20 protein-coding genes are annotated in these 20,911 nt (G+C 60.0%); 12 read left to right on the top strand and 8 right to left on the bottom strand.

The window, feature by feature from the left end; genetic code table 11:
- The first annotated feature begins 28 nt into the window (after positions 1-28).
- From LA321_RS19190 to LA321_RS19165, 6 genes are all read left to right on the top strand, one after another.
- Entirely contained in the window at positions 29-1,648 is a 1,620-nt protein-coding gene (locus LA321_RS19190) for an ABC transporter substrate-binding protein (RefSeq protein ID WP_042028571.1), read from the top strand.
- A gap of 101 nt (positions 1,649-1,749) precedes the next feature.
- Positions 1,750-2,670: an oligopeptide ABC transporter permease OppB gene (gene oppB / locus LA321_RS19185; RefSeq protein ID WP_042028574.1), complete on the top strand. Its 921-nt coding sequence runs from the start codon at positions 1,750-1,752 to the stop codon at positions 2,668-2,670.
- A 14-nt stretch (positions 2,671-2,684) separates the two neighbouring features.
- On the top strand, positions 2,685-3,596 hold the full coding sequence (gene oppC / locus LA321_RS19180) for an oligopeptide ABC transporter permease OppC (protein ID WP_042069916.1): 912 nt from the start codon (positions 2,685-2,687) through the stop codon (positions 3,594-3,596).
- Between the two features lie 117 nt (positions 3,597-3,713).
- Positions 3,714-4,694, top strand: coding sequence for an ABC transporter ATP-binding protein (gene oppD, locus LA321_RS19175; protein WP_042069915.1), 981 nt, complete (start codon positions 3,714-3,716; stop codon positions 4,692-4,694).
- Positions 4,695-5,690, top strand: a complete 996-nt coding sequence (oppF, locus tag LA321_RS19170) for a murein tripeptide/oligopeptide ABC transporter ATP binding protein OppF (RefSeq protein WP_042069914.1) — start codon at positions 4,695-4,697, stop codon at positions 5,688-5,690.
- 297 nt (positions 5,691-5,987) lie between these two features.
- Positions 5,988-6,932 carry a TerC family protein gene (locus tag LA321_RS19165; RefSeq protein WP_042069912.1) on the top strand — a complete coding sequence of 315 codons (945 nt, stop codon included), beginning with the start codon at positions 5,988-5,990 and terminating at the stop codon, positions 6,930-6,932.
- Positions 6,933-7,125: 193 nt separating this feature from the next.
- Here the strand turns inward: LA321_RS19165 and alr are convergent, their stop codons facing one another.
- The gene (gene alr / locus LA321_RS19160) at positions 7,126-8,352 is read right to left on the bottom strand and encodes an alanine racemase (protein WP_042028580.1); all 1,227 of its coding nucleotides are present in this window, start codon (positions 8,350-8,352) and stop codon (positions 7,126-7,128) included.
- A 163-nt stretch (positions 8,353-8,515) separates the two neighbouring features.
- On the opposite strand from alr, the gene LA321_RS19155 reads away from it, so the two are divergent.
- A complete protein-coding gene (locus tag LA321_RS19155) occupies positions 8,516-8,965 on the top strand; it encodes a methyltransferase family protein (protein ID WP_042069911.1) in 450 nt (149 codons plus the stop codon).
- Positions 8,966-9,035: 70 nt separating this feature from the next.
- On the opposite strand, the gene tapW is transcribed toward LA321_RS19155, so the two are convergent.
- Together tapW and LA321_RS19145 are read right to left on the bottom strand one after the other, a co-directional pair.
- Entirely contained in the window at positions 9,036-10,175 is a 1,140-nt protein-coding gene (gene tapW / locus LA321_RS19150) for a type IVa pilus ATPase TapW (protein WP_026457954.1), read from the bottom strand.
- 59 nt (positions 10,176-10,234) lie between these two features.
- Positions 10,235-10,591, bottom strand: a complete 357-nt coding sequence (locus LA321_RS19145; RefSeq protein ID WP_005337656.1) for a DMT family protein — start codon at positions 10,589-10,591, stop codon at positions 10,235-10,237.
- Positions 10,592-10,705: 114 nt separating this feature from the next.
- Between LA321_RS19145 and LA321_RS19140 the strand changes: the two genes are divergently transcribed.
- The 3 genes from LA321_RS19140 to LA321_RS19130 all read left to right on the top strand — a co-directional run bounded on the left by LA321_RS19140 (position 10,706) and on the right by LA321_RS19130 (position 13,319).
- A complete protein-coding gene (locus LA321_RS19140; protein WP_042069910.1) occupies positions 10,706-11,437 on the top strand; it encodes a substrate-binding periplasmic protein in 732 nt (243 codons plus the stop codon).
- 102 nt (positions 11,438-11,539) lie between these two features.
- Positions 11,540-12,547, top strand: coding sequence for a vitamin B12 ABC transporter permease BtuC (btuC, locus tag LA321_RS19135; RefSeq protein ID WP_042028584.1), 1,008 nt, complete (start codon positions 11,540-11,542; stop codon positions 12,545-12,547).
- Complete coding sequence (locus LA321_RS19130) at positions 12,534-13,319, top strand: ATP-binding cassette domain-containing protein (protein ID WP_042069908.1); 786 nt, start codon at positions 12,534-12,536, stop codon at positions 13,317-13,319. Before btuC ends, LA321_RS19130 begins: the two co-directional genes overlap by 14 nt.
- A gap of 80 nt (positions 13,320-13,399) precedes the next feature.
- Here the strand turns inward: LA321_RS19130 and LA321_RS19125 are convergent, their stop codons facing one another.
- Positions 13,400-14,461, bottom strand: a complete 1,062-nt coding sequence (locus LA321_RS19125) for a 3-deoxy-7-phosphoheptulonate synthase (RefSeq protein WP_026456871.1) — start codon at positions 14,459-14,461, stop codon at positions 13,400-13,402.
- 143 nt (positions 14,462-14,604) lie between these two features.
- Between LA321_RS19125 and LA321_RS19120 the strand changes: the two genes are divergently transcribed.
- Complete coding sequence (locus LA321_RS19120; RefSeq protein ID WP_042069907.1) at positions 14,605-14,985, top strand: diacylglycerol kinase; 381 nt, start codon at positions 14,605-14,607, stop codon at positions 14,983-14,985.
- Between the two features lie 81 nt (positions 14,986-15,066).
- Here the strand turns inward: LA321_RS19120 and serA are convergent, their stop codons facing one another.
- The 4 genes from serA to LA321_RS19100 form a co-directional block, all read right to left on the bottom strand.
- Complete coding sequence (gene serA / locus LA321_RS19115) at positions 15,067-16,299, bottom strand: phosphoglycerate dehydrogenase (RefSeq protein WP_042069906.1); 1,233 nt, start codon at positions 16,297-16,299, stop codon at positions 15,067-15,069.
- Between the two features lie 209 nt (positions 16,300-16,508).
- Complete coding sequence (gene rpiA / locus LA321_RS19110; RefSeq protein ID WP_042069905.1) at positions 16,509-17,162, bottom strand: ribose-5-phosphate isomerase RpiA; 654 nt, start codon at positions 17,160-17,162, stop codon at positions 16,509-16,511.
- Between the two features lie 171 nt (positions 17,163-17,333).
- Positions 17,334-17,930: a 5-formyltetrahydrofolate cyclo-ligase gene (locus LA321_RS19105; protein WP_042069903.1), complete on the bottom strand. Its 597-nt coding sequence runs from the start codon at positions 17,928-17,930 to the stop codon at positions 17,334-17,336.
- Positions 17,931-18,052: 122 nt separating this feature from the next.
- Positions 18,053-19,378 (bottom strand): Na+/H+ antiporter NhaC family protein, encoded by a 1,326-nt coding sequence (locus LA321_RS19100; protein WP_042069901.1) that lies wholly within the window; start codon positions 19,376-19,378, stop codon positions 18,053-18,055.
- Positions 19,379-19,709: 331 nt separating this feature from the next.
- Between LA321_RS19100 and dapB the strand changes: the two genes are divergently transcribed.
- Entirely contained in the window at positions 19,710-20,522 is an 813-nt protein-coding gene (gene dapB / locus LA321_RS19095) for a 4-hydroxy-tetrahydrodipicolinate reductase (RefSeq protein ID WP_042070055.1), read from the top strand.
- Positions 20,523-20,911 lie beyond the last annotated feature (389 nt).

Here is a 20,911-nt window from a genome sequence, read left to right as displayed (position 1 = left end):
CATGGAATGTTCTTGTTGGAGTATGGAAATGACTCATAAAAAAACAATGATTAACACCCTCCTGGTGGCCGCGCTGTTTGGTGGCGCCACAATGGCACAAGCCGCCGATGTACCCGCCGGTACCAAGCTGGCCGAAGTGCAGCAGCTGGTCAAAGGCAATGGCTCCGAGCCCGCCACCCTGGACCCGCACAAGACCGAAGGAACGGTCGAATCCAATATCCTGCGCGATCTGTTCGAAGGTCTGGTCGCCTCCGGTCCCAAGGGCGAAGTGCTGCCCGGCGTGGCCGAGTCCTGGGAAACCGCGGACAACAAAAAATATGTGTTCCACCTGCGTAAAGACGCCAAGTGGTCCAACGGTGATCCGGTCACCGCTCACGATTTCGAATTTGCTTTCAAGCGTGCCGTCGACCCCAAAACCGCCTCTCCCTACTCCTGGTATCTGGAGATCCCGACCATCGTCAACGCCTCCGACATCATCGCTGGCAAGAAGCCTGCCGACACCTTGGGTGTGAAGGCGGTCGATGACTACACCTTCGAGGTGCAACTGGAGAAGGCGATCCCTTACTTTGTCAGCATGCTCTCCCACACCACCACCTATCCGGTGCCGAAGAAAGTAGTCGAGAAGTTTGGTGACAAGTGGACCCAGCCCGGCAACATGGTGTCCAACGGTGCCTATGTGCTGAAAGACTGGGTGGTGAACGAGCGCGTCGATGTGGAGCGCAACAAAAACTACTGGAACGACGCCAAGACCGTCATCAACAAGGTGACCTATCTGCCGATCCAGTCCACCAACGCCGAGTTGAACCGCTACCTGGCCGGTGAAGTGGACATGACCTACCAGATGCCCATCGAGCGCTTCAAGCAGATGAAGAAAGAGAAGCCGGACGAGCTGAAAGTGACCGGTTATGTGGGCACCTACTACTACCAGTACAACGTCAAGCGCAAGCCGTTTGACGATGTGCGCGTGCGTACCGCGCTCTCCTACGCCATCGATCGCAACGTGATCGCCGACAAGGTGATGGGCCAGGGCCAGACCCCGGGTTACACCCTGGTGCCTGATTTCGTGGACGGCTTCAAGCCGGTGGCGCCCGAGTGGTCCAAGATGACCCAGGCCGAGCGCGATGCCAAGGCGAAAGCCTTGCTGGCCGAAGCCGGTTTCGATGCCAGCAAGCCGCTGAAGTTCGAGCTGCTCTACAACACCGACGACAACCACAAAAAAGTGGCTGTGGCCGTCGCCTCCATGTGGAAAAAGCTGGGCGTGCAGGTGAGCCTGGTCAACCAGGAGTGGAAAACCTACCTCGAGACCAAGAAACAGGGTCAGTTTGACGTGGGCCGTGCCGGCTGGATCGCCGACTACAACGAAGCCTCCTCCATGCTGGATCTGATGCAGACCACCCATGGCAACAACGACGGCAAATATTCCAACCCGGCGTTTGACAAGCTGATGAGCGAGTCCCGCGATCAGGTGGATGTGGAAGCCCGCAACAAGCTCTATGTCCAGGCCGAAGAGATCCTGGCCAAGGACATGCCGATCGCCCCCATCTACCAGTACGTGACTGCCCGCATGGTGAAACCCTATGTGGGTGGCTACCCGGCCAACCCGCTGGACAACCTCTACAGCAAGGACATGTACATCGTCGCCCACTGATGATGTAAAGCAACAAGTCGCATAACAAGCAGGGCCCGCCAGACGGCGGGCCTTTATTACAACCGCGACCATTTGGAAGCAGTACAGGACAGGAACTGTCTATGTTGAAATTTATTCTAAAACGTCTACTGGAAGCGATCCCGACTCTGCTGGTCTTGATCACCGTCTCCTTCTTCATGATGCGTTTCGCCCCGGGTAACCCCTTCACCAGCGAACGCTCGCTCCCTCCCGAAGTCATTGCCAACATCGAAGCCAAGTACGGCCTCGACAAGCCCATCGGCATGCAATACCTCACCTACCTAGGCAACCTGGTACAGGGGGATCTGGGGCCCTCCTTTAAATACAAGGACTTCACTGTCAACGATCTGGTGAGCCAGGCCCTGCCAGTCTCGGCCAAGATCGGCTCCTTCGCCTTTCTGTTCGCGGTGACGCTGGGGGTGACGTTCGGCACCATAGCAGCCTTGAAGCAGAACACTATTATCGATTATCTGCTGATGTCGTCGGCCATGGCGGGGGTGGTGATACCCGGCTTTGTGCTGGCGCCGCTGCTGGTGCTCTTCTTCAGCATCTATCTGGGCTGGTTCCCGGCCGGTGGCTGGCAGGGGGGAGGCATCCAGTTCATGGTGCTGCCGGTGTTCGGCATGATGATGTATTACATCTCGGCCATCTCGCGCATCATGCGCGGCAGCATGATCGAGACCATGAACTCCAACTTCATCCGCACCGCTCGCGCCAAGGGCTTGCCCCTGCGCCACATCATCCTCAAACACGCGCTGCGCCCGGCCATGCTGCCGGTGGTCTCCTACCTGGGGCCGGCGTTTGTGGGCATCATCACGGGCTCCGTGGTGATCGAGACCATCTTCGGCCTGCCGGGGATAGGTCAGTTGTTCGTCAACGGAGCGCTGAACCGTGACTACTCCATGGTGCTCGGCCTGACCATTCTGGTCGGTGCCCTCACCATCACTTTTAACGCCGTGGTCGATATTCTCTATGCCTTTATCGATCCGAAAATCCGTTATTAATCAGGGAGTAGACCATGGTTGTTTCAACTGAAAAACGCGAGGCCGTCGAGGCATTCGCCCAGAAAGTGGACGTGGTGGAAGGGCGCTCCCTGTGGAAGGATGCCCGTCGTCGTTTCCTGCGCAACAAGGCGGCGCTCACCAGCCTCATCATCCTTAGCCTGATTGGTCTGGCGGTGATCTTCGGGCCGCATCTGTCCCAGTACACCTTCGACGATCCGGACTGGAGCGCCATGCAGACTGGCCCTGACATGGAGGCGGGTCACTACTTTGGCACCGACAGCCTGGGACGCGATCTGTTTGTGCGTACCCTGCTCGGTGGGCGCATCTCGCTGATGGTCGGCATCATGGGGGCCATGGTGGCCGTCATCATAGGCACCCTCTATGGCGCCGCCTCCGGTTTTATCGGCGGTCGCGTCGACAGCCTGATGATGCGGGTACTCGAGATCCTCAACGCCTTCCCCTTCATGTTCTTCGTGATCATGCTGGTGACCTTCTTCGGCCGCAATCTGGCGCTTATCTTTATCGCCATCGGGGCGGTGAGTTGGCTCGACATGGCGCGGATCGTCCGTGGCCAGACCCTGAGCCTCAAGAGCAAGGAGTTCATCGAGGCGGCCCATGTCTGCGGCGTCTCCAAGTGGAAGATCATCACTCGCCACATAGTGCCAAACGTGCTCGGTATCGTGGCGGTCTACGCCACCCTGCTGGTGCCGGGGATGATCATGTTCGAATCCTTCCTGAGCTTCCTGGGCCTCGGTGTCCAGGAGCCCATGACCAGCTGGGGTGCCCTGCTGGATGAAGGCTCCAAGTCGATGGAAGTGGCCATCTGGCAACTCCTGTTCCCCGCCGGTTTCATGGTGGTGACCCTGTTCTGTTTCAATTTCCTCGGGGATGGTCTGCGTGACGCCCTCGATCCGAAGGATCGCTAAAAAAAGCGCCGAGTGAGCGCTGAGAAAACGGCGAGAGAGCGCCAAGACAGCGGCTAATACGCTGGCAGCGCACCGGATCGACAGGAATACGTCACGAAAGATCGATAAGGAGTTTTTATGAAGTTACTGGATGTAAAAGATCTGCGGGTCGAGTTCAAGACCCCGGACGGCAATGTGGTGGCGGTCAACGACCTCAACTTTTCACTGGCGGCGGGCGAGACCCTGGGCATCGTCGGCGAGTCCGGCTCTGGCAAATCACAGACCGCGTTTGCCATCATGGGGCTGCTCGCCAAGAACGGTGTCATCACCGGCTCTGCCAAGTTTCAGGGCGACGAGATCCTCAACCTGCCGGAGTCCAAGCTCAACAAGATCCGCGCCGAGAAGATCGCCATGATCTTCCAGGACCCCATGACCTCGCTGAACCCCTACATGAAGGTGCAGGATCAGCTGATGGAAGTGCTGATGCTGCACAAGGGGGTAAGCAAGGCCGAGGCGTTCGAAGAGTCGGTGCGCATGCTGGATGCGGTGAAGATCCCAGAGGCGCGCAAGCGCATGGGCATGTACCCGCACGAGTTCTCCGGCGGCATGCGCCAGCGGGTGATGATCGCCATGGCACTCTTGTGCCGGCCCCAGCTGCTGATCGCCGACGAGCCGACCACGGCACTCGACGTGACGGTGCAGGCCCAGATCATGACCCTGATGAATGAACTCAAGCGCGAGTTCAACACCGCCATCATCATGATCACCCACGACCTTGGCGTGGTGGCCGGTATCTGTGACAAGGTGCTGGTGATGTACGCCGGCCGCACCATGGAGTACGGCAAGGTGGACGATATCTTCTATCGCCCGAGCCACCCCTATACCGAAGGCCTGCTGCGCGCCATTCCCCGCCTCGATACCGAAGGGGAAGAGCTGCCCACCATCCCGGGCAATCCACCCAACCTGCTACGTCTGCCCACCGGCTGCCCCTTCCAGGAGCGTTGCCACCGGGTGAGCGAGATTTGCGGCCAGCAATCTCCCATCCTCACCCAGTTCAACAACGGGCGGGAGCGGGCTTGCCACTGGGTTTCGGATGCCATCATCAAGGGAGTGAACTAAATGGGTACTGACAAGAAACTGCTGCTGGAAGTGTCCGACCTCAAAGTTCACTTCAGCATCAAGAGCGGCAAGGCCTGGCCCTGGGCCAAACCCTCGGCCCTGAAGGCGGTGGACGGGGTGACCCTGCGCCTGTACGAGGGGGAGACCCTGGGGGTGGTTGGGGAGTCGGGCTGCGGCAAGTCCACCTTCGCTCGCGCCATCATCGGCTTGGTGCCGGCCACCGACGGCAAGGTGGTGTGGCTTGGCAACGATCTGACCAAGCTCGACCAGAAGGCGCTGCGGGAGAAGCGTAAAGAGATCCAGATGATCTTCCAGGACCCGCTGGCCTCCCTCAACCCGCGCATGACCATAGGCGACATCATCGCCGAACCCCTCATCACCTTTTATCCAAATCTTGCGAAGGAGGAGGTGAAGGATCGGGTGCGCGCCATGATGAGCAAGGTGGGCCTGTTGCCAAACCTGGTAAACCGCTACCCCCACGAGTTTTCCGGCGGCCAGTGCCAGCGCATCGGGATTGCCCGGGCCCTGATCCTGGAGCCCAAGATGATCATCTGTGACGAGCCGGTCTCGGCGCTCGACGTCTCGATCCAGGCCCAGGTGGTGAACCTGCTCAAATCCCTGCAAAAGGAGATGGGACTGTCGCTCATCTTCATCGCCCACGATCTGTCTGTGGTCAAACACATCTCGGATCGGGTGCTGGTGATGTATCTGGGCAACGCGGTGGAGCTGGGAACCCGCAAGGAGATCTTCGCCAATCCGCTGCACCCTTACACCAAGGCCCTGATGTCGGCGGTGCCCGTCCCTGACCCGGATCTGGAGCGCAGCAAGACCATCCAGATCCTGGAGGGGGATCTGCCGTCGCCCATGAACCCGCCGTCCGGCTGTGTGTTCCGCACCCGCTGCCCGGTGGCGGGCCCCGAATGTGCCAAAACCCGTCCCCAGCTTGAAGGCAATTTTGACCACGCGGTCTCCTGCCTCAAGATAGATCCGCTCTGATTGAAGCATGATAAGTGGGCGCCCATGTGGCGCCCTTTTTATTTTTTGTGTGGGGGTGAAGATGCCTCTTGGCGTTACCTTTCGAGGCTGTTACTATCCGCCGCAACAAGGGGAGTAACTTCTCGCCGGTTTGTCGTCATTACGGTGCACACCTTTTCCTGCAGTGCACCCGGCAGCCGGGCAGTCGATGCAAATTGGCTGTAAGTGAGACCTTGCCGAGAGGCAAGGTGTATCTGCTCCAGATGCAAACCCACTGCCTCCCGGCCGTGGGTTTTGTCGTTTTGGGGAGAAGTGAACATGGGTGAATGGTGGATGTGGACCGGTTTCTTCAGCATAGTGCTGGTCCTGTTATGGATTGACATTCGTTTTGTCGGCGGCGGCAAGGCACACAAGGTATCCCTCAAAGAGGCGGGTATCTGGTCCCTCATCTGGGTGAGCGTGGCCCTGCTCTTCAACCTCGCCATCTGGCTCTGGCTGGATCACAGTGCCGGGCGCGAAATCGCCAACCAGAAGGGGCTGGAGTTTCTCACCGGCTACCTTATCGAAAAGGCGCTGGCGGTGGACAACGTCTTCGTCTGGCTGATGCTGTTCGGCTACTTTGCCATTCCGGCCGAGCTGCAGCGCCGGGTACTGCTCTACGGGGTACTGGGTGCCATCGTCATGCGCGCCGGCATGGTGTTCGCCGGCAGCTGGCTCATCGAGCAGTTCCACTGGATCCTCTATCTGTTCGGCGCCTTCCTGCTGCTGACCGGTGCCAAGATGCTGTGGGCGGCCGACAAGGAGCCGGATCTCGAGAACAACGCCCTGCTTGGCTGGATGCGCCGCCGCTTCAAGGTGACCGAGACGCTGGAGGGGGAGCACTTCTTCGTCTGGCGTGATGGCGTGCGCTACGCGACGCCCTTGCTGCTTATCCTGGTGCTGGTGGAGGTGAGCGATCTTATCTTCGCGGTGGACAGCATCCCGGCCATCTTTGCGGTGACCACGGATCCCTTCATCGTGCTGACCTCCAACATCTTTGCCATCATGGGCCTGCGCGCCATGTATTTCCTGCTGGCCGGTGTCGCCGAGCGCTTCGCCCTGCTCAAATATGGCCTGGCGCTGATCCTGATGTTTATCGGGGTCAAGATGCTGCTGCTGGATGTGTTCAAGATCCCGACCGGTATTGCGTTGGGTGTCGTGGCCCTGATCCTGCTGGCTTCCATGGGACTGAGTCTCTGGGTGACTCGTAAAAAGACCGCTTGAAGGCGCTGTAAATAATTTGGGGGGATCTGTTCAAGATCCCCCTGAGTGGCATCGCACTGAGCGTAGTAGCGCTGATCCTGCTGGCTTCCATGGGGCTGAGCCTCTGGATGACCCGCAAGAAGACGGCGTAAGGTACATCAAAAGGCACCAGTAAAAAGGGCTCCCTCGGGAGCCCTTGTTTTAAGGTCGATCCTTACTGCTTGATCTTCTTGGGATTGGTGTAGCCCCAGACGGTGTACATGTCCGCCAGCAGGGCGCCGTTGTACTCCTCAAGATCCGCCTGTTTCACTTCAGCGTCACCCTGGCGGCCAAACAGCACCACCTCGTCACCGGGTTTGACCCCTTTCAGATCGGTCACGTCCACCATGATGGTGTTCATGGAGGTCTTGCCGACGACCGGTACCTTCTGACCCTGGATCAGTACATAGGCCTTGTTGCTGAGCGCACGGCGGTAGCCGTCGGAGTAACCCAGTGGCAGGTTGGCGAGCAGGGAGTCGCGCTTGAGGGTGAAGGTGCGGTCATAACCGACGGTGTTGCCTGCCGGGTAGTGGTTGACGGAGGCAACCTGGGTCTTGAATGCCATCACCTTCTTGTACTCGGTGTAGGAGGGGATGGTGTCGCCATAGATGATGCCGCCCGGGCGCACCATGTCAAAGTAGGCTTCCGGCACTTCCAGGGTGGCGAAGGAGTTGGCGGCGTGGATGGTGAGCTTGCTGCGATCCAGTTTGCCGGCGTCGATCAGCCACTGGTAGTCCAGCTTGAACTGGGCCAGCCCCAGCTTGACGTCCTCTTTCTCTTCCACCGGGAAGTGGGTCATGATGCCGACCGGGGTGATCCCCTTGAGCTTGAGCATGGCCAGCGCATCTTCCTTGGAATCGGCCAGACGCAGGTCGATGCCGTTGCGGCTCATGCCGGCGGAGTTCAGACCGATATGCACCGGAATGTTGGTGTTGTGGCGCTTGGCGATGTCGGCGATCCCCTGGGCACTGGCCAGACTGCCAACCAGCTCTTCCATCTTGTAGGGCAGGGCCTGCTCAACTTCATCCGGGGTGGCGGCACGGACCCGCATCAGACGACCCTCGAAGCCCTTCTCGCGGGCCACGCGGGCCTCTTCGTTGCTGGCGATGCCGATACAGGGGATGCCCGCCTTGACCACGGAGGGCACCAGCAGATCGATGCCGTGACCGTAGGCGTCGGCCTTCATGATGGCGCAGATCTGCGGGCCCTTGTCACCCAGGCGCTCTTTGAGGGTCTGGATGTTGTGCTCGAAGGCGGCCAGATCCACTTCCAGCCAGGCATTGGCTGCGGTCTGCTCCTGACCGTTGCGATGGTCATTGGCGAGCGGCAGATAGGGGGCAGCGACGGCTTGACCAGCCAGCAGACCGAAGATCAGGGTAGCGAGTAGGGTTTTCTTGTGCATAGACGTTCCTTTTTTATTCGAGTTGGGATAGTGCCGATACTAGCGTAGCGGTTTAGCGACAACTTGTTGTTATTATTATGATCTTGGCGACGGCTCGGCGATTGCCGAGTGATGGAGAGTCTATCGCAACCGAGCGCCGTGCGACACTTGTCAGAGGAATAAAATGGTCAATTTGGAGTTACGTCTGCCACCCCCGCTGATCTTTACCCTATCTGCTGCTGCCATGTGGGGAATGCGCGGTGGTGGGGAGCCTGCGGGCTGGCAATGGGTTCTGGGGGCCCTGCTGGTGGCGCTGGGCGCCGTGCTGGGATTCGGGGCCCTGCAGCGCTTTCGCCACCACCAGACCACCGTCAGCCCGACCCGGCCACACCACACCCGCCATCTGGTCACCAGCGGTGTCTATCGTATCAGCCGCAATCCCATGTACCTGGGGCTGCTCTGCTGGCTGCTGGCCTGGGGTTGTTATCTGGGGGGCGTCTGGGTTTGGCTGGGACCGGTATTGCTGGTGGCCTGGTTGACCCGCTTCCAGATCATCCCGGAAGAGCGGTTGTTGCAGGCTCGCTTCGGGGATGAGTATGCCCGTTACTGCCAGCGGGTGCGGCGCTGGTGCTAGGGCGGCGGTGACAGAAGAGGAAAGAAGCACAACCCCTTGGTTGACGAGGCTGTGCTTGAACGGCGCTGGATCAGAAGAGGTCGTCTTTCTCATCCTTGGTGGGTTCGAGGCTCCAGCCGGTGGCATCGCTGCTGCTGGCGATCTGGCCCTTCTCCCGCCACAGCTTGATCTTGAGGCGCAGGTTATTGGCCGAGTCGGCGTTCTTCACCGCTTCTTCTTCATCGATCACCCCTTCCACTACCAGATCGAACAGGGCGCTATCGAAGGTGACCATGCCGAGGGCCTTGGATTTCTCCATCACCTCCTTCAGACCGCCAAATTCACCCCGTTTGACCATGTCACGTATGGTGTGAGTGCCAAGCATGATCTCCACCGCCGCCCGGCGACCGCCGTCCGTGGTCTTCACCAGCCGTTGGGAGACAAATGCCTTGAGGTTGTTGCCGAGATCGTTGAGCAGTTGCGGGCGCCGTTCTTCCGGAAAGAAGTTGATGATGCGGTCCAGCGCCTGGTTGGCGTTGTTGGCGTGCAGGGTGGAGATAGCCAGGTGGCCGGTTTCCGAGAAGGCCAGGGCATGCTCCATGGTCTCGCGATCACGAATTTCGCCGATGAGGATCACGTCCGGCGCCTGGCGCAGGGTGTTTTTCAGGGCGGCGTGGAAGCTGCGGGTATCGACCCCCACCTCGCGCTGGTTGATGATGCTCTTGCGGTGGCGGTGAACGAACTCTACCGGATCCTCAATGGTGATGATGTGGCCGCCGCTGTTGCGGTTGCGGTGATCGATAAGGGCCGCCAGTGAGGTGGATTTGCCTGAACCGGTACCGCCGACGAACAGCACCAGGCCCCGTTTTTCCATGATGGTGTCGAGCAGCACGGGGGGGAGTTTGAGATCCTCAAAGCGCGGGATTTCGGTCTTGATGTTGCGCGCCACCAGGGAGACCTCGTTGCGCTGCTTGAAGATGTTGATCCGAAAGCGGCCTACCTGGGGCAGGGAGATGGCGAGGTTCATCTCCAGCTCCCGCTCGAACTGCTCCTTCTGCTCCTTGTCCATGATGGCGTCGGCGATGCTCGCCACATCTCCCGGATTGAGGGGCGTCTCGGTCAGCGGGCGCAACACCCCGTTGAACTTGGCGCAGGGGGGGGCGCCGGTTGACAGATAAAGGTCTGAGCCATCCTGCTTGGCCAGGATCTGTAGCATGTCTCGCAATTCCATTGTTTTGCCTCGTCTATCAAGGAGATGCCGTTAACGGGGATGTTATTGAGTGTACAGCGTCAGGCGCCGGTGAGTTTCTCGCGAAAAACAAAAAAGACCGCCCCCAGGATGCACAGCCCGGCCCAGAGGTAGTCCCATTTCAGATCTTCCTTGAGATAGAAGATGGAGAAGGGGACGAATACGGTGAGGGTGATCACCTCCTGCAGGATCTTGAGCTGCCCCACGCTCATCACGGTATGGCCGATGCGGTTGGCGGGCACTTGCAACAGGTATTCAAACAGGGCGATGCCCCAGCTTACCAGCGCCGCAATGATCCAGGGTTTGTGGTTCATACTCTTGAGGTGGGCGTACCAGGCAAAGGTCATGAAAACGTTGCTGCACAGCAACAGACCGATACTGGTAAAGATTGGGTTCATTAGGTTCTCCTTTAAAATCAATTGCATTTTATCTCTGAACCATGGGTTTTCATAAGTGGGCGGTCAGGGTATTTTTAGTCAATCATGGATAGCGCAACACAAGGATCCAACCGAATGGGCAAGACAAGCTGGGGTGTGCTTGGTCTGCTGTTTGCCTGCCTGGTTCAAGGTGCTCCGACCCTGACGGTCGCCACCGATCTCTGGCCCCCTTTTCGGATCCTGCAACCGGATGGCGAGTTGCAAGGACTCGATGTGGAGATCCTGCAGCGTCTGCAGAAGGAGAGCGGCATCCAGTTGCAGATCCGGCGCATGCCCTGGGGCAGGGCTCTCAAGCAGATGGAATCCGGCCAGGTCGATCTCATGATTGGTCTGGCTCACACCGCCGAACGCGCCGCCTTCATCGATTATCTGCAACCCGCCTATTACCAGTGCTGGCCCGCTTTTTATGGCAAGCCCGCCACGGTGGCCGGTATCCGCCAGTATCGGGATCTGGCTGGAATGGAGGTGGGCTATGTGCTCAAGTCTGCCTACTTCGAACCCTTTGACTCTGATCCCGCACTCAACAAGCACGGGGTGCCGACCGAGGATCAGCTGCTTCGCATGGTGCAGCGGGGCCACCTGCCGTTGATGATAGGCACCGATTGCCAGGTTGATTACGCCCTGCGCCAGGGGGACGGGGAGCCCCTTGGCAAAGCGGACTACCGCCCGGATAGTCCGGTGACCCTCTACCTTGGCATGAGCAAGCGCTCACCCCATCAGGCGCAAAAGTCCGTCCTGAGCGCCGCCTTGCAGCGTCTGGTGGAGAGCGGCGATATAAAGCAGATGGCCAGTCACTACCAGCCTTGACCTTGGGTGGCAAGCCACTGTTATCATGCCCTTTTCCTGCAACCTTGCCCTGTCTGGCCGACAGCGGTGGCAAGGTTGTGCCTTCATGTTCGGGGATCTTGCGTGTACCTCTCTTTGCTCGCCCGCCAGCAACGCTGGCAGCGGCGCTGGCTCTTTGGCCTCGCCCTGCTGACCCTGCTGCTCTTTGTCTGTTCCCTCGCCTGGGGGGAGTTTGTGCTGCTGCCCTGGCAACCCCTTGGCGAGCTGGAGCAACGCATCCTGCTGGAGCTGCGCCTGCCGCGCGCCCTGCTGGCCCTGCTGGCGGGAGCCGCGCTCGCCTGTGGCGGCGCCGTGCTGCAGGTGATGCTGCACAACCCGGTGGCCGAACCCGGCCTGCTCGGCGTCTCGAGCGGAGCAGGGCTGGCGGCCATGGTATCGATGGCGGTGGCCAAATCCCTCGGCGTCTATCTGCCGGGCTGGGGTTTGTCCCTTGCCGCTTTTGGCGGGGCCCTGCTGGTGACCATGATGCTGATCCGGCTGGCGCGCCGTGCCAGGCTTGGCCATGCCAGGCTGCTGCTGTTTGGGGTCGCCATCGGCATTCTCACCAATGCGGCCATGACCTGGCTGATGTACTTTGCCGACGATGCCTCTTTGCGCGAATTCATGTTCTGGATGATGGGCAGTCTCTCTTATGGCAGCCAGCAGATCGCCTGGTGGTGGCTGCTATTGCCGCTCACCCTGGGCTGGCTCTGCTGGCAGGGCAAGGCGCTGCAGCAACTGCTGCTGGGGGAGACCCAGGCCCGCCTGATGGGGCTGGATGTGGACAGGATGCGGGTGCGATTGGTGCTGGCGGTCTGTCTGCTCACCGGGGTGGCGGTGTCCCTGTGCGGCGTCATCGGTTTTGTCGGCCTGGTGGTGCCCCATCTGCTGCGCTTGTGTGGCGGCAGCGATCAGCGCTTCTTGCTGCCTGCCTCGGCGCTGGGGGGCGGCGCCCTCTTGCTGGCATCCGATCTGGTTGCCCGCTCGGCCTTGAGTGCCGGTGAACTGCCCATCGGCGTCATCACCGCCTCGGTCGGGGCCCCGCTCTTTATCTACCTGCTGTTGAGGCAAGATGCCCATGCCAACACCTGAGTGTCACAATGATGCCGCCCCTCTGATTGAGGCCCGCGCCCTCGCTATTCCTGCACGGCTGGCCCCTCTTAATCTCGCCTGGACGGGCGGCCAGCTGGTGGCCCTGCTCGGCCCCAATGGCAGCGGCAAATCGACCCTGCTCGGCGCCCTAGCCGGCATTTTGCCTGCGCAAGGAGACGTCTTGCTGGATGGGGAAGTGCTTACTGACCTTGGTTGGCAGGCGCTCGCCCGTCGCCGCGCCATGTTGCCCCAGCGCCAGCCCCAGCTGTTTCATATCCCGGTGTTTCAGGTGTTGAGCCTGGGGCTGGACGAGGGGGGCGAGCCCGCCCGTCAGCGCGAGGCGATCCAGGCCCTGTGCGAGGCTCTGGAGCTGGATGATTTGCTGGCGCGGGATTTCAGCCGGCTGTCCGGCGGCGAACAGCAGCGGGTGCTGATCGCCCGTACCTTGCTGCAGGTGTGGCCAGGGCTCAACCCGGCGGGGCGCGTCCTGCTGCTTGATGAACCTCTGGCCGGGCTGGACCTGCACCATCAGCTGGCCTTGCTGCGGCTGCTGAAGACGGTGGCTTGTCAGGGGCTGCTGGTGGTGATCGCCATCCACGACATCAATTTGGCCATCGACTGGGCGGATCGCATCCTCTGCCTGCAGCAGGGGCGTGTGGTGAGCGAGGGTGGGGTCGAACTGGTGGGCCAGGCGCTGCTGGAGCAGGTGTTCCAGATAAGAACAGAGCGCATAGAGGCGGGTGGCCGGGTCTGGTTTATGCCCAGTTTGTAAGCGGGGTTTGCCTAATAAGAGAAGGGCCAGACATGCAGGATGTCTGGCCCTTCTTTATTTATTGTACGTTCTGACGAGGCTCAGCCCAACTTGTGCAGACGCACCTGGGCGGCCTCGGCCAGCATGGCCAGCAGGGTCTCGGTATCGTCCCAAGAGAGGCAGGCATCGGTGATGCTCTGGCCGAAGGTGGCGGCGCAGCCGTTCTCCACATCCTGGCGCCCTTCCACCAGGAAGCTTTCGGCCATGATGCCGGCGATGCCGGTGCGGCCACGGCGCAGCTGATCGCAGATATCCTGAGCCACCAGCAGCTGGCGACGGTGATCCTTCATGCTGTTGCCGTGGCTGAAATCCACCACCAGACGCTCAGGCAGTCCCACGTCGGCCAAGGCTTCGCAGGCCTCGTCGATGCTGGCGGTATCGTAATTGGGACGGTGGCCGCCACGCAGGATCACGTGGCCATAGGGGTTGCCGGCGGTACGGTAGATGGTCATCTTGCCGTCCTTGTCCGGGGAATAGAAGATGTGGCTGTGACGGGCGGCGCGCACCGCATCGATGGCGATGCGAGTGTTGCCGTCGGTGCCGTTCTTGAAGCCGACCGGGCAGGAGAGGGCAGAGGCCATCTCGCGGTGTACCTGGGATTCTGTGGTGCGGGCACCGATGGCGCCCCAGGTGATGAGGTCGGCAATGTACTGGCCGGTCACCATGTCGAGGAATTCGGTGGCGGTGGGCAGGCCGATCTCGTTGATGTCGACCAGCAGTTTGCGGGCCAGCTTCAGCCCTTCATTGACGTCAAAGCTGCCGTCGAGGCGCGGATCGTTGATCAGCCCCTTCCAGCCGACGATGGTGCGCGGCTTCTCGAAATAGGTGCGCATCACGATGCACAGGCTCTCTTTATACTGCTCGCGCAGGCGGTTGAGGCGACGGGCATACTCATGGGCGGCGGCAGGATCATGGATGGAGCAGGGGCCGACGATGGCCAGCAGGCGCTGATCCTCTCCGGCCAGAATGGCTTCCACTTCGCGACGGGCATCCAGCAGATTCTGGGCAATGGTATCGTTGATCGGGAAAGCGTGTGCGAGCTCGCTCGGAGTGATCAGTGACTCCAGGCGACGGGTGCGCAATTCATCTGTGTGAATGGACATACAACTCAAGTCTCGAGTGGGTGGTGTCAGCCGCAGGGGCGAAAATGCAAAGGGATAAAATAAAGCAAAAGTCCACCGATTGAAACCTTGGGGGGCTCTGATAGGATGTGAGGCCAAAATCGATTCCAAATGAGGTAGATAGCGTGGCAAAGCCAGGGGCAACCGGGGTCACCCGTATCATCAAGGCAACCGGTTACAGCATGAAAGGGCTCAAGTCTGCCTGGATCAATGAGGCCGCATTTCGTCAGGAGCTGATGCTTATTCTGTTGCTGATGCCGCTGACGTTCTGGGTGGGGGAGACCCTCAACCAGATCCTGTTGCTGGTCATCATCAGCTGGCTGGTGGTGATCGTCGAGGTGCTCAACTCCGCCATCGAGGCGGTGGTGGATCGCATCGGCCCCGAGCACCATGAACTCTCCGGCCGTGCCAAGGATCTGGGCTCCGCCGCCGTCTTTATCGCGCTGGCCCTCAACGCCCTGGTGTGGGGAGCGCTGGTGGGGCGCAATCTGCTGGGGTGGTGGTAAGCAAACCTTCATCAAGCGAGCGCCATAAAATAAAAAAGCCCGTCATCATGACGGGCTTTTTGCTGGGCGAGACTCACGCCATCAGTGCAGGATCCGCGCACGAATGGTGCCGTCGATCTCCTTGAGCTTGGCCAGCGCTTTCTCGCTGTGCTCGGTCTCGACATCGATCACCACGTAACCGATGTGGCTGCTGGTCTGCAGGTATTGACCGGCGATGTTGATTCCCTCTTCGGCGAAGATCTGGTTGATCTTGTTCATCACGCCGGGTTGGTTGCGGTGAATGTGCAGCAGGCGGCTGGAGCCCTTGTGGCCCGGCAGGGAGACTTCCGGGAAGTTGACGGCGGAGAGGGTGGAGCCGTTGTCGGAGTATTTGATGAGCTTGTTGGCCACTTCCAGACCGATGTTCTCCTGTGCCTCCTGGGTCGAGCCGCCGATGTGCGGGGTCAGGATCACGTTGTCCAGACCGCGCAGCGGGGTCATGAACTCCTCGTCGTTGGACTTGGGTTCGCTCGGGAAGACGTCGATGGCGGCGCCGGAGATGTGGCCGCTCTTGATGACGTCAGCCAGAGCATCGATGTCCACGACTGTGCCGCGGGAGGCGTTGATGAAGATGGCGCTCGGTTTCATCATGCGCAGCTGCTCGGCACCGATAAGATCCTTGGTGGAAGGGGTCTCCGGCACGTGCAGGCTGATGACGTCGGACATGTTGAGTAGCTCGACCATGTTGGGCACCTGGATGGCGTTGCCCAGCGAGAGCTTGTTCTCGATGTCGTAGTAGTAAACCTTCATGCCGATGCTCTCGGCGATGATGCCAAGCTGGGTACCGATGTGGCCGTAGCCGATGATGCCGAGCTTCTTGCCGCGTGCCTCCACCGAGCGGTTGGCGAGTTTCTCCCACACGCCGCGATGGCACTTGGCATTCTTCTCGGGGATGCCGCGCAGCAGCAGCAGGATCTCGCCGAGCACCAGTTCGGCGACCGAACGGGTGTTGGAGAAGGGGGCGTTGAATACCGGAATGCCGCGGATTTGGGCCGCGTCCAGCTCGACCTGGTTGGTGCCGATGCAGAAGCAGCCGATGGCAACCAGCTTGTTGGCGGCATCCAGCACCTTCTCGGTGATCTGGGTGCGCGAGCGCAGGCCGATGAAGTGGACGTCGCGTACCCGTTCGATCAGCTCCTCCTCGGAAAGCGAGGTCTTGAGATACTCCACACTGGTGTAACCTGCGGCACGGAAGGTCTCTACCGTGTTGGGGTGAACCCCCTCCAGCAGCAGTACCTTGATTTTATCCTTGTCCAGTGAAAACTTGGCGGTCATGTCGATCCCTCTGTAAGTGTGCAACGCGAGTGCAGGTATGGTGTGTGAAGAAAACCGTAAAGTAGCAAAAACGTGCGGGAGAGGGAATATTTGTGACGAAAGTCAAATTTTTTGAAGTTTTCAACGATAGTTGCATGCAATACCTTGCAACTCGTTGAGGAATAAACAAAAACGGCGCCATCAGGCGCCGTCATTCATTCGCAGAGCGATTATTGGGTGATGACCCCGTCGGGGGTACCGATCAGCACCACGTCTGCACCGCGGTGGGCGAACAGGCCGTTGGTAACCACGCCGACGATCGCGTTGAGCTGTACTTCCAGCCCCTTGGCATCAGTGATGGCCATGCCTTTCACGTCCAGAATGTGGTTGCCGTTGTCGGTGACCACCCCTTCACGCCAGACCGGGTTGCCGCCAAGCTTTCTGATTTCGCGGGCCACATATTCGCGGGCCATGGGGATCACTTCGACCGGCAGCGGGAAGGTGCCCAGCACGTCGACTGTCTTGGTGTTGTCGATGATGCAGATGAACTGATCGGCCACGGCGGCGACGATCTTCTCGCGGGTCAGGGCCGCGCCACCGCCCTTGATCATGTCACGGGTGGCGTTGATCTCGTCGGCGCCATCCACGTAGACGGAGAGGGCGTCGATCTCGTTGAGATCAAACACCGGGATGCCAAAGCCCTTGAGACGCTCGGTGGAGGCCACGGAGCTGGAGACGGCTCCCTTGATCTCGTCCTTCATGGTCGCCAGCGCGTCGATAAAGTGGTTGACGGTAGAGCCAGTGCCGACCCCGATTATGGTACCGGGAACCACATACTTGAGCGCAGCCCAACCGGCCGCCTTCTTCATTTCATCTTGAGTCATGATCGTTCCTTAAGAAAAAAGCGGGCGCATTATATCCAAGCCGCCCCCCCGGAGCGACCACCTCGCTCACGTTCCGGGGCAAAAAGCCGCAAGATGTAAATCGTTTGCCTGTTTATTCCCCATTTACCTTGATCTGTGAACTTGATTAAGGGGGAGTGGAGCCTGACGGCTCTACTCGAAACGCCAGCAGCGTCTCGGGGTGATGATCTGGGGCAGGGGCACGTCCCACTCTTCTTGCGGCACCGCCTCCACCTGTTGGCAGTCATGGGCGATGCCGAGGGGCTTGGGCCCCATTCTGTGTTCGTGCCAGCAAGCGAGGGTGCGATCGTAATAGCCGCCCCCCATGCCGAGGCGGTTGCCTTCGGCATCGAAGGCAACCAGGGGCGTGCAAATAAGGTCGAGGGTGCTGTGGGGCACCACCTGCAGCACATCGAGTTCAGGCTCCTCGATGCCGTAGCGGTTGCGCACCATGGGGCTGGTGGCTGTGTAGCGCAAGAAGAGCAGGTGGCCCGGGGTGAAGGGGTGCAGCACCGGCAGGTAGACCTCTTTTTGCTGGGCCCAGAGCCAGTGGATGGCGGGGAGGGGATTGATCTCTCCGTCGTTGGCCAGATAGAGCGCGATGCGTTTGGCCGCCAGGATCTCGGGGTGCTCCTTGAAGCGGGCCAGCAGCTCTTGAGCCGCCTGCTGCTGCTCGGCGTGGGTCAGGCTCTTTCTGCGCGTTCTCACCAGTTGGCGCAGGGATTGACGTTCGGGCTGGGACTCTTGCATGGGGCACCTCGAGAATGGCTGCGCAGGGGAAAGCGCCTTACCTTAACACATTACTCCGGCGGATCAGGGGAGGCCAGAGTGGCAAACGGCACCAGACAAGGCCATGTCCGGTGCCGGCGGGATCAACGCTGGCGCATCTGGTGCTTGATGAACACTGCCACCAGGGCGGCCAGGGCCAGTGCCATGGGGTAGAAGCTCATGCTCACCACCGACAGGGGCGAGAGCGCGAAGATGGAGCCGAGCAGCAGCGCCTGGGCTCCCCAGGGGATAAGCCCCTGCACCACGCAGGAGAAGATATCCAGCATGGAGGCGGCGCGGCGCGGGGTGACACCGTGGTGCTCCGCCAGATCCCGGGCCACCTTGCTGGCGACGATAATGGCGACCGTGTTGTTGGCGGTGCAGAGGTTGGTGAGGCCCACTACCCCGGCGATACCGAGCTCGGCCGCCTTCTCGTTCTGCTCGCCACTGTGCTCCCGGGTGAAGCGGGCGATCAGGGCCGCAATGCGGGTGCTGATCCAGGCCAGCCCCCCCTGGCGCTCCATCAGAGCGCCGAGGCCGCCGATCAGCATGGAGAGCAGGAAGATCTCCTGCATGCCGGTAAAGCCCTGATAGATATCTTTGCTGAACTGGCCAAGCTCATAGCCGTTGAACAAGCCGACGAGGCCGGCGGCCAGGATGCCAATTCCCAGCACCACGAACACATTCACCCCGGCCAGGGCCAGCCCCAGGATCAGCAGGTAGGGCATCACCTTGAACAGTTCGATGGCCGTGTTGCTGGCAGGGGCCTCGCCCACCGACCCTAGGGTCAGGTAGAGCAGGATCACGCCGATGGCGGCAGGGGCGGCGATTTTGACGTTCTCGCGAAACTTGTCCTTCATCTCGCAGCCCTGGCTGCGGGTCGCGGCTATGGTGGTGTCAGAGATGATGGAGAGGTTGTCGCCAAACATGGCGCCGGAGAGGATGGTGCCCGCCATGAGTACGGGGTCGATGCCGGCGGCCTGGGCGACGCCGAGGGCCACCGGGGCGACGGCACCGATCGTGCCCATGGAGGTGCCCATGGCGGTGGCAATAAAGGCAGAGATGAGGAAGAGCCCCGGCAGCAGGAACCAGCCCGGGATCAACGACAGACCGAGCGCGACCGTGGCATCCACCCCGCCGGTGGCCTTGGCCACGCTGGCAAAGGCGCCCGCCAGCAGATAGATGAGGCACATCGCCATGATGTTGCTGTGGCCGACCCCCTTGAAGAAGGTCTCGAGATTTTTGTTGAATCCCTCTTTGCCCAGCATCAGGGCCAGCATCACGGCGGGCAGGGCGGCGACGGGGGCGGGCAGCTGGTAGAAGGCAAACTCGACCCCTTGCAGGGTCAGCCAGGTACCGGTACCGATAAAGAGGGCGAGAAAGACCAGCAGGGGCAGCAGGGCCTTGGCACTGGGTTGAGTCTGGATCATGTGTTCCTCTGAAATTGAACAATGACCTCCTGTCGTGTGCTGTTTTGTGCCGAAATCTGAAGCGAATAGGGGAAAAACAGGGGGGCATCCTGCCCCGGTTGGGGGGTCTACAGTAGTGAGTCAGGGTTAATGGGTCAAGATGGACGTCCAGATGGATAGGGGTTTTTATCAGGGGATTTTGTACATCGGTACGAATCCGTCAAATATTCGGTTTTATTTAAATATCTCGTTGTTTTGTCGGGTGTGAGCCCGGGCCCACACCGGGCTTTTCAAAGGCAACGCGGGCTGGTAAAACGGTCTCTTTCCTTATTAAAGAGAAGAGAGGGTGGAGATGGACAATCCGATCCGTGTGGCCGTGATGGGCTGTAATGGTCGTATGGGCAAGGTGCTGCTGGAAGCCATTACCAATGCCGAGGGGGTAGTGGTCGGGGCGGCGCTGGAGCGACCGGGCTCAGCCGTGATAGGGCTGGATGCCGGTGAGCTCAACGGACTGGGTCATCTGGGGGTGGCGATCAGCGACAGCCTAGACAAGGTGCGTGACGAGTTTGATCTCATCATCGACTTCACCCGTCCCGAAGTGACCCTGGCCAACCTGGCCTTCGCCCTGGCCCACAACAAGCGGATGGTGATCGGCACTACCGGCTTCGACGAGGCGGGCAAGGCGGCCCTCAACGAAGCGGGCAAGGAGATCGGCATCGTGTTTGCCTCCAACTATTCGGTGGGCGTCAACCTGGTGTTCAAACTGCTGGAGCAGGCCGCCAGGGTGATGGGGGATTACACCGACATCGAGATCATCGAGGGGCACCACAGACACAAGGTGGATGCACCGTCTGGCACCGCCCTCTCCATGGGTGAGGTAGTGGCGAAAACGCTGGGCCGCGATCTCAAGGAGTGCGCCGTCTATGGCCGCGAGGGGATCACCGGCGAGCGGGATCGCAACACCATCGGCTTTGCCACCATTCGCGCCGGCGATCTGGTGGGAGAGCACACCGTCATGTTTGCCGACATCGGCGAGCGGGTGGAGATCAGCCACAAGGCCTCCAGCCGTCTTACCTTTGCCAACGGTGCCGTGCGGGCGGGCAAGTGGCTCAGTGGCCAGCAGGCCGGTCTGTACGACATGCAGGATGTATTGGGCCTCAAGTAACACACTCTTCATCCCCCCGCTCTGCCGGGGGGATTGCTCGTCCACTCCCACTTTGTCTACCAAAATAGGCATTATGGCCGCTCTTTTGTTTGAACTGCCATAAATCATCACAATTCTCTCTGCCCCCCAATTTTCCCTCTCCGGATTGTCATCGGCTCGTGACGACATTGCGGTCAAAAATCCCCCTTTTAGCCATTTTTTTACATTCAACAAAACAGACTAAAAATGCAAAACAATAAAAACGTTTTTCATGCGTTATGGAAAATCTTCTTCGGTTAAATGAGCGATATCAGGCCAGGTTTGTTTTTGTGTTGTTTTTTAATTTATTGTTTTTATTGTGATTAAATTTGATTTTTGTGTCTATCGACGCATTGGGTGTTGCTTTTGGT

Origin of the sequence: Aeromonas enteropelogenes, from assembly GCF_020097295.1 — a bacterium.
GTDB lineage: Bacteria > Pseudomonadota > Gammaproteobacteria > Enterobacterales > Aeromonadaceae > Aeromonas > Aeromonas enteropelogenes.
Note: the sequence above shows the minus strand (reverse complement) of the source record. Positions and strands in the feature narration are given on the sequence as shown.